The sequence below is a fragment of the Micromonospora sp. CPCC 206060 genome (assembly GCF_036906895.1).
GTDB lineage: Bacteria > Actinomycetota > Actinomycetes > Mycobacteriales > Micromonosporaceae > Micromonospora.
In genome coordinates this window covers 1-14,002 of sequence record NZ_JBAKHU010000104.1, presented here as the reverse complement: position 1 = coordinate 14,002, position 14,002 = coordinate 1, and the positions used below count along the sequence as shown (strand labels likewise).

The window sequence follows — 14,002 nt, the reverse complement described above, 5'->3', positions numbered from 1 at the left end:
ATGAGGACGCCTTTGGGGTGGCCGGTGGAGCCTGAGGTGTAGATCAGGTAGGCCGGGTTGCGGCCGTCGACCGTCACCTTCGGGTCGGTGTCGGGTTCCCGGGTGAGTGTGTCGTCGGTGACGTGCACGGTCGTTCCGGGGTACCAGTCGAGGCGGGCGGCGGTGGCGGTGTCCACGATCAGCAGTGGGTCGCCCGCGTTGGTGAGCATGTATCGCACCCGCTCGGCGGGGTGGTCGGGGTCGACGGGGAGGTACGCGGCGCCGGTTTTGAGGATGGCGAGCAGGGCCACCGGGAGATCGACGGATCGGTGGGCGCAGACGGCGACGATGGTCTCCGGTGCGGCGCCGAGCGCATGGAGTCGGTGGGCGAGTTGGTTGGCGCGGGCGTCGAGCTGGGCGTAGGTCAGCTCGTCCCGGTCGTCGATGACGGCGATTGCGTCGGGGGTGGTGGCGGCCTGCGCCTCGATCAGCCCGTGGAGTAGGGCGCCGTGGGGGTAATCGACGTGGGTGTCGTTCCAGGCGGCGAGTTGGGCCAGTTCGGGGCCGGTGAGCATGGGTAGCCGGGTGACCGGGGTGTCGGGGGTGGCGGCGATCGCGGTGAGCAGTTGCTGGTAGTGACCGGCGAGCCGTTCGATGGTCGCCACGTCGAACAACGCCGTCGCGTACTCGACCACCCCGGAGAAGGACCCGTCGGTCTCCTCGGTCACCTGCATGGTCAGGTCGAACTTGGCGGTGTGCCAGAGCGTCGGCACCTGCTCCGCGCGCAGCCCCGCACCGGCGAAGTCGGCTGCCGTTGCGTTCTGCATCACGAACATGGTCTGGAACAGCGGGTTGCGGGACAGGTCCCGCTCCGGGGACAGCGCGTCCACGATCCGCTCGAACGGCACGTCCTGGTGGGACTGCCCGGCCAGCGCCGCCGCCCGGGTCCGGTCCAGCACCTCGGTGAAGGTGGGCTCACCGGACAGGTCGGTCCGCAGCACCAGCGTGTTGACGAAGTAGCCGATCAGGTCCTGCACCTCGGGGCGGGTACGCCCGGCGACCGGGGTACCCACCGCGATGTCGGTCTGCCCGGTGTAGCGGGCCAGCAGCACCTCGAAGGCGGCCAGCAGCACCATGAACGGCGTCGCCCGGTGCTGCCGCCCGATCGCGGCCAGGGCGCGGCCGAGGTCGGCCGGCACGGTGAACGGCAGCGTCGCACCCCGGGGATCCTGCATCGGGGGGCGGGGCCGGTCGGTCGGCAACTCCAACGGCGTCAGCCCGGCCAGCCGGTCCCGCCAGTAGTCCAGCTGCCCGGTCCAGCCGGCTGCCCGGTCCCGCTGCTGCACCGCGAAGTCCGCGTACTGGATGGGCAGCGGGGCGAGCGGGGCCGGCTGACCGGCGACCAGCGCCGGGTAGAGCGCGCCGAGTTCCCGGGCGAGTACGCCCACCGACCAGCCGTCGAACGCGATGTGGTGGGCGACCAGCACCATGACGTGGTCGTCCTCGGCGAGCCGGACCAGCCGGACCCGCAGTGGCGCATCCCGCCCCAGGTCGAACGGCGTGGTCGCCTCGTCCCGGATCAGCCCGGCCAACCGCTCCTGCCGCTCCGGCGCGGCACACCCGGTCAGGTCGGCGACCGGCAGCTCCACCGGCTCGGCCGGGCCGACCACCTGCACCGGCTGGCCGTCCACGACCCGGTAACGGGTCCGCAGCACCTCGTGCCGCCGGATGACCTCCCGCCAGGCGTCGCGCAGGGCCACCGAATCCAGCGGACCGGTCAGCCGCCAGCTGAACGGTACGACGTACTCCGCCCCACCGGGCCGGATCTGGTCGAGCAGCCACACCCCCTGCTGCGGGTAGGACAGCGGCAGCGGACCGGTCGGCCGCTGCGGCGCGGCCGGAGCGACCCGCGAACGGGCCGGGGCCCGCCCGGCCAGCAGCGACTCCAGCAGCGCCCGGCGACGGGCGTCGGCCGGGGCCGGGGTGTCGGTCGCGGAGACCGTCGGAGTGTTCGCGGGATCCGGCGCGACGCCGACGGAAGCCGGCGCGGGGACGGATCGGGACGGGCCCTCGGGAAGATTCACTTTTCGCCTACCTGCGCCAACATCGTTTCCAGTTCGGACTCGGACATCCCGGCCACCCGCTCCTCGACGGCCCGTTGGAGCACCGCCGCCAACTCCGCCACGGTCGGTGCCTCGAACACCGCACTGACCGGCAGGTCGACCGGGAACCGTTCGTGCAGCAACGCGATGACCTGGGTGGCCAGCAGGGAATGACCGCCGAGGTCGAAGAAGTCGTCGTGTATCCCGCACCGGTCGATGCCCAGCACCTCGGTCCACACCTCGGCGACGGCCTGTTCGGTAGGGGTACGCGGTGCGACGAAGCTGGGCCCGTCGGCCGCCGATCCGACCGCAGCCGGCTCCGGCAACCGTTGCCGGTCGACCTTCCCGCTGCTGGTCAGCGGCAACTCGTCGAGGGTCACCCAGCTCTGCGGCACCATGTAGTCCGGTACCCGCTCGGCCAGGTGGGCGCGGACCGCCCGGTGGTCGACCGGGTCGGGCCCGGCGGGCAGCAGGTACCCGACGAGCTGCGGGCCGCCGACCGCGCCGTGGTGCAGGTTCACCACGGCGGCGCGGACGGCCGGGTGCTCGACGAGCACCGACTCGATCTCGCCCAGTTCGATCCGGAAGCCCCGGATCTTCACCTGGTGGTCCAGCCGGCCCAGGTACTCGATGCTTCCGTCCGGCCGGTACCGGGCCAGGTCGCCGGTGCGGTACATGCGCTGCCCGGGCCGCTCGGCGAACGGGTCGGGGACAAAACTGGTGGCGGTCAGTCCGGGCCGGCCGAGGTAGCCCCGGGCGAGCTGCACCCCGGCGAGCATCAGCTCCCCGGTCTCGCCGACCGGTACCGGCCGCAGGTCGCCGTCCACGATGTACGTGCGGGTGTTGGCGACCGGCCGGCCGATGGTCACCGCCTCGCCGGGTAAACAGTGCGTGCTGGTCACCTCGACCGCCGCCTCGGTCGGCCCGTACAGGTTGAGCACCGCACAGTCGAGCCGCTCGTGCGCTGCGGCCACCAGGTCCGCCGGGAGTGCCTCACCGCTGCACAGCACCTGACGTACCGACGGCAGGCCGGCCCGGCCGGCGGGCAGCACGTCCAGGAAGGCGCGCAGCATCGACGGCACGAACCGGATCGAGGTGACCCGCCGTTCGGCCACCACCCGGGCCAGGTACGCCGGGTCGCGGTGGCCGCCGTGCCGGGCCATCACCAGGGTCGCCCCGGTGGTCAGCGGGGAGAAGAGTTCACAGACCGAGACGTCGAAGCTGAACGGCGTCTTCTGCAGCACCACGCCACCGTCGACGCCCCGGGCGTCCGGCATCCAGCGCACCCGGTTGACGATCGACCGGTGCTCCACGACCACGCCCTTCGGACGGCCGGTGGAGCCGGAGGTGTAGATGACGTAGGCGGCGTTGCCGGGACCGGCGACCGGCTCCGGGTCGCCGTCCGGCAGCCCCGGGTGGTCGCCGTCGACCCGGACCGGGGCGCCGGTGGCGGCGGCCAGCGGTTGGTGGTCGATCCCCGGGCCGGTGACGACGGTCACCGCACCCGAGTCGGTGAGCAGGTAGCGGATCCGGTCCGCCGGGTGGTCCGGGTCCACCGGTAGGTAGGCGCCGCCGGCCTTGAGTACCCCCAGCAGCGCCACCACCAGGTCGACCCCCCGGTGCAGGCAGACCCCCACCACCGACTCCGGGCCCACCCCGGCCGCCCGCAACCGGTGGGCGAGCCGGTTGGCCTCGCGGTTCAGCTCGGTGTAGCGGACGGTCCGTTCGTCGGACACCACGGCGATCGCGTCCGGGGTACGCCGTACCTGCTCCTCGACCAGTTCGTGCAGGCACGGGTCGGTCGGGTACCGGACCGTGGTGTCGTTCCACTCCATCGGCACCCGGTGCCGGTCGGTCGCGGTCAGCTTCGCCATGGCGGTCACGACTACCGGCCCGCCGCCTGCTCCATACGCCGACGCAGGCTCAGCGGGCGCATGTCGGTCCACACCTGCTCGATCCGGGCCAGGCACTCCTCGCGGGTGCCTTCGGTGCCCTCGGCGCGCCACCCCCGTGGCAGCTCCCGGTCACCCAGCCAGATCGAGTACTGCTCCTCGTCGTTCACCACGACCCGGTACGTGCGCCCGTCGGCGTTCTCGTCGGACATGCCGGCTCCTCCTTCGAAAGGGCAGCCGCGTCGTACGACACGGCACTGGTCCCACTGCCGGACAAACCCTGCCGGCACGCCGATCGCCGGACGTAGAGAAGAACCGGCAGAAAATCGCGTACCGAGCCTTGCCGGGGCTTCTCTTCCTGACCGGTGCCTCAGCGGAGAAGCTGAGCCGTGCTGCGTAACCGGCAGCCCAGAGGTCGACAGGAGAAGCGATGAGTACGTCCCGGACGACGGTCCCGCCGCTGCCGAGCGGGTCGGCCGAGAAACCGCTTCCGTTCGTCCTGACCGCCGGGACACCGGGGGAGCCGGTCGGCGGTCGGCTGGTTGCCGAGCGGACCGCGATCCGGGCCCGGCTCCGGGAGCACGGGGCCGTCCTGCTGCGCGGGTTCGACATCGGCGGGGTGGACGGCTTCGACGCCGTGGTCCGGGCGCTCTCCGGGGCCCCGCTGGACTACGCCGAGCGTTCGTCGCCCCGCAGCACCATCAAGGGGCAGGTCTACACCTCGACGGACTATCCGCCGGCCGAGGAGATCTTCCTGCACAACGAGAACTCCTACCAGGCCGACTGGCCGATGACGCTGTACTTCTACTGCCTGCGGCCGTCGGCCACGCTGGGCGCGACCCCGCTCGCCGACACCCGCCTGGTGCACCAGTGCATCGATCCGGCGGTACGCGACGAGTTCACCGCCCGGGGCTGGATGGTGGTGCGGAACTTCCACGAGGGCTTCGGCGTGCCCTGGCAGCAGGCGTTCAACACCGACGACCGGGACGAGGCGGCCCGCTACTGCGCCCGCAGCGGCATCGATGTGGAGTGGACCGGCTCGGGGCTGCGTACCCGCGCCCGGCGCGACGCCGTGCACCGGCACCCGGACACCGGTGAGCTGCTCTGGTTCAACCACGTGACCTTCTTCCACGTGACCACCCTGGCCGAGGAGGTCTGCGTCGGGTTGCGGGAACTGTTCGACGAGACCGACCTGCCCACGAACACCTACTACGGCGACGGCGGACGTATCCCGGACGACGTGGTGGCCCACCTGCGGGACTGCTACCGGGCGGCCCAGCGGCGCTTCGACTGGCAGCGCGACGACGTGCTGGTGGTGGACAACATGCTCGCCGCGCACGCCCGGGAACCGTTCACCGGCGACCGGAAGATCGCCGTGGCGATGGCCGAGCCGTACCGCGCGGCCGTCCGGGCCTGACCTGTCGACGGCGTTAGGAAGGGCCCCTTCCTATACCGAAAACGATGGGAAGGGGCCCTTCCTAACACCTACCACCACCTGGAGGCGAAGACCCATGGCAGACGGCGACAGCCGGTACGTCGGCACCGGCGGGGCGGTGCTACCGGACGACGAGGACGGCTACGTCGTGTCGCCGGCGCAGGAGCAGCTCTGGTTCGTCGACCAGCTGCGCTCCGGCGCCAGCGAGTATCTCCTGCACCAGGCGGTACGGGTACGCGGCCCGCTGGACACCAGGGTGCTGCGGGCCGCGCTGACCGAGATCACCGCGCGGCACGAGATCATGCGGACCCGGTACGACGCGGTGGACGGCCGCGCCGTGCAGGTGGTCGATCAGCCGGGCCCGGTCGAGGTGGACGTCGTCGATCTGACCGGCCTGCCGGCGACCGACCGGGACAGCCGCCTCGACGAGGTGGTGGACGCCGCCCTGCACCTCCCGATCGACCTGCGGAGCGAGGCGCCGCTGCGGACCCGGCTGATCCGCTGCGCGGCCGACGACCACGTGCTGCTCCTCGTGGTGCACCACATCGCCTTCGACGGCTGGTCCTGGGGCGTCCTCGCCCGGGAACTGCACACCCTCTACGGGGCGTTCGCCGCCGGTCGACCCAGCCCGCTGCCGCCGCTGCCCGTGCAGTACGCGGACTTCGCCGCCTGGCAGCGCGAGTCCTGGCTGTCCGGGCCGCACGTCGACGACCAGGTCGGCTACTGGCGGGAGCGGCTGGCCGGGCTGGTCCCGCTGGACCTGCCGACCGACCGGCCCCGGCCCGCGCACTGGCAGGCGGCCGGCGACAGCCTCACCCTCACCGTGCCGGCGCACCTCGCCACCGCCCTGACCCGGCTCGGCCGGGACCGGGGCGCCACCCCGTTCATGGTCTTCCTCGCCGCCTTCCAGCTCCTCCTCGGCCGGTACGCCGGCCAGACCGACGTGACGGTCGGGGTGTCGGTGGCCGGCCGCAACGAGGTCGAGCTGGAGGACCTGATCGGTCTGTTCGTCAACACCGTCGTGCTGCGGGCCGACCTCGCCGGCCCGGCGTCCTTCGCCGACCTGCTCGACCAGGTCCGGACCACCACCCTGGACGCCTACGGCAACCAGGACGTGCCGTTCGACCGGATCGTCGCCGAGCTGGCCCCGGAGCGGGACCTGTCCCGCAACCCGCTGTTCCAGGTGGGGTTCGGGCTGCACAACGCCGACCGGGACCCGTTCGCCCTGCCCGGCCTGACCGTCACCGAGCACCCCACCTCGTGGACCTCGTCCGCGTTCGACCTCTCCCTGCACCTGGTGGGGCAACCGGACGGCTCGTACCACGGGGAGGTGCTCTTCCCCACCGCGCTCTTCGGCGCCGCCCGGGTACGCCGGATGGTCGCCAACTACCTGCACCTGCTGGCCGGCGTCGTCGCCGACCCTCGGGCGCTGCTCGACGGGCTGGACCTGCTCGCCCCGCAGGAGCGCCGGGAACTGCTCAGCGGGTGGAGCCGGGGCGCCGACCGGGCCGCCGGCCCAGGGCTGCCGGAACTCTTCCTCGCCCAGGCGGCGGCGACCCCCGACGCGACCGCGCTGATCGCCGACGACGGCGGTGCGTCCAGCTACGCCGAGCTGGCCGGCCGGGCCCGCGCGCTCGCCGCCCACCTGCGCACCGTGGGGGTCCGTACCGGTACCCCGGTCGGGGTCGCCGTGCACCGCGGACCGGACCTGGTGACCGCGCTGCTCGGGGTGCTCCTCGCCGGTGGTGTCTACGTGCCGCTCGCCCCCGACCAGCCGGTCGGCCGGCTGGAGTTTATGATGGCCGACGCCGGGGTGTCGGTGCTGGTCACCGAGTCGGGTCTGCGGGACCTGCTGCCGACCGGCGACGTCCGGGTGGTGCTGGTCGACACCGCGCAGCCCTACCAGACCGGCCCGGCGGCCGACTGGACACCGGCCACCGACCCGGACGCCGCCGCGTACGTCATGTACACCTCCGGGTCGACCGGGCAGCCCAAGGGCGTGGTGGTCACCCACGCCGGCATCCGCAACCGGGTGCTCTGGTCGGTCGAGCAGTACCGGCTCACCGCCAGCGACCGCGTCCTCCAGAAGACCGCCCTCGGCTTCGACGCCTCCATGTGGGAGTTCCTGGCCCCACTGGTCAGCGGCGGCGCGGTGGTGCTGGCCGCCCCGGACGCACACCGCGACCCGGGCGCCATGCTGCGCGCCATGCACGCGCACGACGTCACCGTGCTGCAACTGGTGCCGTCCGTGCTGCGGGTCCTGCTGCACGAGTCCGACCTGTCCGGCTGTACCGCGCTGCGGCTGGTCTGCTCCGCCGGTGAGCCGCTGCCGGCGGCGCTCTGCGACCAGCTCCGCGCCCTGGTGGACGTGGAGGTCTGGAACACCTACGGCCCCACCGAGTGCTCCATCGACGCGACCGCATGGCGCTACCGGGGTGACGAGGGGACCGAGATCGTCCCGATCGGCGGTCCGCTGCCCGGCTGTACCGTGCTGGTCCTCGACGCCGACGACCGGCCGGTACCGGCCGGGGTGGCCGGTCAGCTCTGCCTCGGTGGCGTCGGCCTGGCCCGTGGCTACCTGGGCCGGCCCGGCCTGACCGGGGAGAAGTTCACTCCCAACCCGTACGGCAGCACGCCGGGGGAGCGACTGTACCGGACCGGTGACCTGGCCCGGTGGCGCACCGACGGCAGCCTGGAGTACCTGGGCCGCCTCGACCACCAGGTCAAGCTGCACGGGGTACGCATCGAACCGGGCGAGGTCGAGGCCGCGCTGCGGCGGCACCCGACGGTCGACGCGGCGGTGGTGACCGTGTACCGGCCGCCGTCGGGCGACGCCGAACTGGTCGCGTACGTGGTACCCACCGCCGGTGCCCGGATCGACCCGGAGGGGCTGCGGGACGCACTCGCCGACCGGCTGCCCGCCGCGATGGTCCCGTCCACCGTGATCGGCCTCGACACCCTGCCGCTGACCCCGAACGGCAAGGTGGACCGGGCTGCCCTGCCGGCGCCCGACGGCCCCCGCCCCGGCGCCGCCCGGGGGTACCTGGCACCGGTCACCGACACCGAGCGGACCGTCGCCGGCATCTGGGCCGAACTGCTCGGCGTCGAGCGGGTCGGCCGGCACGACAACTTCTTCACCCTCGGCGGCCACTCCCTGCTCGCCATCCGTGGCGTGCTCCGGCTGCGGCGGGCCCTCGACGCGGAACTGACCGTCGGGCAGCTCTTCACCGCACCCACCGTCGCCGAACTGGCCGCCGTGCTCGACGCCGCCCGGCCGGACGCCGGTGGGTCCACCGACGAGCCGGCCGGTACCGGCACCCCGGCGGGGATCCGGCCGGTACCGCGCGACGGGGACCTGCCGCTCTCCCTCGGCCAGCGCCGGATGTGGTTTCTGGACCAGCTCGAACCGGGCAGCCTCGAATATCTCATCCCGATCTCGATGCGGCTGACCGGCCCGCTCGACGTGGCGGTGTTCCGCCGGGCGGTGGACGAGGTGGTCAACCAGCACGAGATCCTGCGTACCCGCTACCGCTCCGTGGACGGGGAACCGGTGCAGGTGGTCGACCCGCCGGCACCGGTCGGAGGTGAGCTGATCGACCTCACCGGCACCCCGGACGCCGCCGACCGCGCCGACGGGCTGTTGCGGGCCGCGGCCAGCCGCCCCTTCGACCTGGCCACAGAACGCCCGATCCGGGCCCTGGTGATCCGGGTGGCCGCCGACGAACATTTGGTCGCGTTGACCCTGCACCACATCGCCTTCGACGTCTGGTCGATGGACATCTTCCTGCGCGAGCTGGACACCCTCTACCGGACGTACGCCCCGGGCGGTGCTGCCACCACCGCACTGCCCGACCTGCCGGTGCAGTACGCGGACTTCGCGGCCTGGGAGGCGGGCCGCCAGGACGGCCCCGAACTGGACGGGCAGCTCGCCTACTGGTCCCGCCAACTGGCCGGGCTGACCCCGCTGGAGCTGCCCACCGACCGGCCCCGCCCGGTGCCCCGGGACCCGGCCGGTGACAACGTCATCGTGGACGTACCGACCGACGTCGGGCGGGCCCTCGCCGAGCTGGGCAACCGGGAGGGCGCCACCCTGTTCATGGTGCTGCTGGCGGCCTTCCAGGTCATGCTCGGCCGGTACGCCCGCCAGCACGACGTGGCCGTCGGTACCCCGGTCGCCGGCCGGACCCGGCAGGAGACCGAGGACCTGCTCGGCTTCTTCGTCAACAACCTGGTGATGCGTGCCGAGCTGGTCGACGACCAGCCCTTCCCGGCCCTGCTCGACCAGGTGCGTCGCACCGTGACGGACGCCTTCGGCAACCAGGACGTCGCCTTCGAGCGGCTGGTCGACACGCTGCGGCCCGGCCGGGACCTGTCCCGCAACCCGCTGTTCCAGGTGATGTTCGAACTCCAGCACCTGGAGCGGATGACCACCACCCTCGGCCCGACCACCATCGAGCACGTCGACAGCGCGTACCCGGTGGCCAAGTTCGACCTCACCCTCTCCGTGGAGCAGCATCCGGACGGCCGGTTGCGCTGCTGGTTCGAGTACGCCACCGCGCTCTGGGACCGCAGCACCGTCGAGCGGATGGCCGGGCACTACCTGCATCTGCTCGCCCAGCTGGCGACCGCGCCGGGGACCGCCCTGCGGGATCTGACCCTGCTCACCGACGCCGAGCGGGCGCACCTGCTCGGGCCGGGGGCCGGCGAGCCGGTGCCCACCACCGGCGACCCGGTGCTCACCGCCGGCGGGCCGGCCGAGCCGGTGGCCTCGGACGGGCCGGCCGGAGCCGGTGTGCTGGAGCTGTTCACCCGGCGGGTCCGGCAGCACCCGGACGTCGTGGCGGCGGAGTTCGACGACCAGCGGCTGACCTTCGCCGAACTGGACACCCGGGCCAACCGGCTCGCCCACCACCTGCGCGGACTCGGGGTACGCCCGGAGGTCCCGGTCGCGGTCTGCCTGGAGCGCGGCCCGGAGGTGGTGGTCGTCCTGCTCGCGGTACTCAAGGCGGGCGGGGTGTACCTCCCGATCGACCCGGACCACCCCACCGAGCGGCTGCGTTTCATGCTCGCCGACGCCGGGGCGACGGTCGTGGTCACCGAGGAACGCTTCGCGGACCGGGTCGCCGCCGACGGGGTCACCGTGGTCGCCGTGGACGCCGACCGGGCGGTGATCGCCGGTCGGGACGCGACCGCCCCGGACCCGTCGACCGGGCCGGACAGCCTCGCCTACGTCATCTACACCTCGGGCTCCACCGGACAGCCCAAGGGCGTGATGATCGCGCACGGCGCGTACGCCCACCACTGCGGGGTCATCGCCCGGGCGTACGACATCAACCCCGGCGACCGGGTGGTGCTGCTCTCCGCGCTCACCTTCGACGTGGCGATGGACGGCATGATGGCCACCCTGCTGGCCGGGGCGACCCTGGTGGTCAGCGACCCGGTCTTCTGGAGCCCGGCCGAGCTGCCGGACCGGCTCGCCCGGCACCGGGTGACCCACATGGAGATCACCCCGGCCTACTACCGGGAGGTGATGGACGCCCTGCCGGCGGGCGACGACCGGCTGCGGCACCTGAAGCTGATGAACGTCGGCAGTGACGTGGTCACCGTCGCCGACGCCCGGCGCTGGGCGGCCACCGGACTGCCCGGCCGGTTCCTGGTCAACTACGGCCCGACCGAGGCGACCGTCACCTGCCTGCTGCACCCGGTCACCGGCGACCTGCCCGGCGAGCGGGTCGAGGCGGCCCTGCCGATCGGCCGCCCGGTACCCGGCACCCGGGCCTACGTCGTCGACGACCACCTGAACCCGGTACCGGTCGGGGTACCCGGTGAACTCCTGCTCGGCGGGGTACGGCTGGCCCGGGGCTACCTGAACCGGCCCGGACTGACCGCCGACCGGTTCGTACCCGACCCGTTCGGCAGCGGACCCGGCGGCCGGCTCTACCGCAGCGGGGACCTGGTCCGGTACCGGCCGGACGGGACGATCGAGTTCCTCGGCCGGATCGACCAGCAGGTCAAGATCCGGGGCTTCCGGATCGAACTCGGTGAGATCGAATCGGCCCTGGCCGAGCACCCGGCGGTCCGCGCGGTCGTGGTGGTGGCCAGGGAGACCCAGCCGGGGGAGAAGGGCCTGGTCGCCTACCTGGTGTGCCGGGACGGCACCCCGCCGGCGGTCAGTGAACTCCGGGCCCACCTGCGGGACCGGCTGCCGGACTACATGGTCCCGGCCCAGTGGATGGTGCTGGACGCGCTGCCGTTGACCGCCAGCAAGAAGGTCGACCGCCGGGCACTGCCCGCCCCGGTGCCCGTCCGCGCCGACGTGGGGCGGGCGTACGAGGCACCCCGTACCCCGGTGGAGGAGACGGTGGCCGGCGTCTGGGCCACCGTGCTGGAAGTCGACCGGGTCGGCGTCCACGACGACTTCTTCGACCTCGGCGGCCACTCGCTGCTGGCCACCCGGGTGCTCGCGCACCTGCGCCAGAGCTTCGACATCGACCTGCCGCTGCGCCTGCTGTTCGAGCAGACGACGGTGGCCGACCTGGCCGACGCGGTGTACACGGCCATCGAGAACGAGATCGCGCAGCTTTCCGACGCCGAGGTGGCGGAACTGCTGTCCAAGGAGGGCAACCTGTGACCGCGAGCCACGCCCCGAGCGGGTCCCTGCGGCAGGAACTGCTTCAGCGGCGCCTGCGCGGTGCCGGACAGTCCCGCCGCGCCGCCGACACCATCGCCCCGGCGCCCCGTACCGGTCCGCTGCCGCTGTCCTTCGGGCAGCACCGGCTCTGGGTGCTCGATCAGTTGCAGCCCGGCGGCACCGGGTACCTGATGTCCGTCGGCCTGCGGCTGCACGGTCCGCTGCACTCGGACGCGCTGTGTCGGGCCCTGACCGGGCTGGTGGCCCGGCACGAGATCCTGCGGACCCGCTATGTCGTGGTCGACGGTGAACCGGCGCAGGTCATCGACCCGCCCGCGCCGGTCGAGGTGACCGTCACCGATCTCGGCGACACCGATCGGGAGACGGCCGGGCAGCGCCTCACCGCTCTGCTCGGTACGCCGGAGCCGGTGGACCTGGCCGCCGGGCCGGCGTTGCGGGCCCGGCTGGTCCGGCTCGGCGACGACGAGCACGCCCTGGTGCTCGGCATGCACCACATCTCCTCCGACGGCTGGTCGGAGGGGATCATCCTCCGGGAACTGGCCGCCCTGTACGGAGCCATCGTCGCCGACCAGCCGTCCCCGCTCACCCCGCTGCCCATCCAGTACGCGGACTTCGCGGTCTGGCAGCGGGCCCGGCTCGCCGGGGACCGGCTGGACAAGCAGGTCGACTACTGGCGGGACCGGCTGGCCGGGCTGACGCCGCTGGAGCTGCCGACCGACCGGCCCCGGCCGCCGGTCTGGAACCCGGACGGTGGACTGGTCACCTTCGCGGTACCGGCCGAGGTGGCCGGCCGGCTCCGGGAGCTGGGCCGGGCGCAGAACGCCACCCCGTTCATGGTGCTGCTGGCCGCCTTCGAGGTGCTGCTGACCCGCTACACCGGGCAGACCGACATCGCGGTGGGTACCCCGGCCGCCGGTCGGGACCGGCTGGAGGTGCACGACCTGGTCGGGCTCTTCCTCAATACGTTGGTGCTGCGGACCGACCTGTCCGGTGAGCCCACCTTCACCGAGCTGCTGGCCCAGGTCCGGGAGACCGTACTGGCCGCGCAGTCCCACCAGGACGTGCCGTTCGAGCGGATCGTGGACGCGCTGTCCCCGGAGCGGGACCTGTCCCGAAACCCGCTGTTCCAGACCATGTTCCTCTGGCAGGAGAGCGGGTCGGCCGGCTTCGAGGCGGGCGGCCTGACGGGGGAGGAGCTGTCCGCCGGCCCGGCGACGGCGAAGTTCGACCTGACGCTCGGGGTGGCCGAGGAGGCCGACGGGTCGTTCTCCGGTGGAGTGGACTTCCCGACGGCGTTGTTCGACGTGGCGACCGTCGAACGGCTCGCCGGTCACTACCAGCAACTGCTCACCGCGATCGCCGCCGATCCGGACACCCCGGTCACCCGGCTACCCATGCTCACCGAAGCAGAACTCGCCCAACTCGCCGACTGGAACGACACCCACGTCGATTACCCCCACGGCGCCCTACTCCACGGGCTGATCGAGGCGCAGGCCGCCACCACCCCCGACGCGATCGCCGTCACCGACGAGCACCAGCAACTCACCTACGCCCAACTCGACGCCCGCGCCAACCAACTCGCCCACCGACTGATCACCCTCGGCGCCGCACCGGAGACCATCGTCGCCGTCGCCGCCCACCGATCCGTCAACCTCCCGGTAGCCCTGCTCGCCATCCTCAAAACCGGCGCCGCGTACCTCCCCGTCGACCCCGACCACCCCGCCGAGCGGCTCCGCTGGATGCTCACCGACACCGGCAACCCCGTCACCCTGGTCGACACCCCCGACCAACTCGACTGGTACCCCGGCCCACGGATACACCTCGGCGACCCCACCCTCACCGACGAACCCGCCGAGCCGCTCGACGTCGCCGTCGATGACCGCAACCCGGCCTACCTGATCTACACCTCAGGCTCCACCGGCCACCCCAAAGGCGTCCTCAT

Annotated in this window: 6 protein-coding genes; 3 read left to right on the top strand and 3 right to left on the bottom strand. The window is 72.8% G+C overall.

The genetic code is table 11. The annotated features are described in order from the left end of the window. The 3 genes from V6U90_RS30625 to V6U90_RS30615 all read right to left on the bottom strand — a co-directional run. Positions 1 to 2,063 (bottom strand): condensation domain-containing protein (locus V6U90_RS30625; protein ID WP_334444158.1); only part of this gene is annotated, 2,063 nt, incomplete at its 3' end. Beyond that, the gene (locus V6U90_RS30620) at positions 2,060 to 3,955 is read right to left on the bottom strand and encodes a non-ribosomal peptide synthetase (protein ID WP_334444155.1); all 1,896 of its coding nucleotides are present in this window, start codon (positions 3,953 to 3,955) and stop codon (positions 2,060 to 2,062) included. The genes V6U90_RS30625 and V6U90_RS30620, both read right to left, overlap by 4 nt. A gap of 11 nt (positions 3,956 to 3,966) precedes the next feature. Next, entirely contained in the window at positions 3,967 to 4,185 is a 219-nt protein-coding gene (locus tag V6U90_RS30615; protein ID WP_334444152.1) for an MbtH family protein, read from the bottom strand. Between the two features lie 218 nt (positions 4,186 to 4,403). Between V6U90_RS30615 and V6U90_RS30610 the strand changes: the two genes are divergently transcribed. From V6U90_RS30610 to V6U90_RS30600, 3 genes are all read left to right on the top strand, one after another. Then, positions 4,404 to 5,390 carry a TauD/TfdA family dioxygenase gene (locus V6U90_RS30610; protein WP_334444149.1) on the top strand — a complete coding sequence of 329 codons (987 nt, stop codon included), beginning with the start codon at positions 4,404 to 4,406 and terminating at the stop codon, positions 5,388 to 5,390. A gap of 94 nt (positions 5,391 to 5,484) precedes the next feature. Then, positions 5,485 to 12,039 (top strand): amino acid adenylation domain-containing protein, encoded by a 6,555-nt coding sequence (locus tag V6U90_RS30605; protein ID WP_334444147.1) that lies wholly within the window; start codon positions 5,485 to 5,487, stop codon positions 12,037 to 12,039. After that, a partial coding sequence (locus V6U90_RS30600; protein ID WP_334444145.1) for a condensation domain-containing protein occupies positions 12,036 to 14,002 on the top strand: 1,967 nt, incomplete at its 3' end. The genes V6U90_RS30605 and V6U90_RS30600, both read left to right, overlap by 4 nt.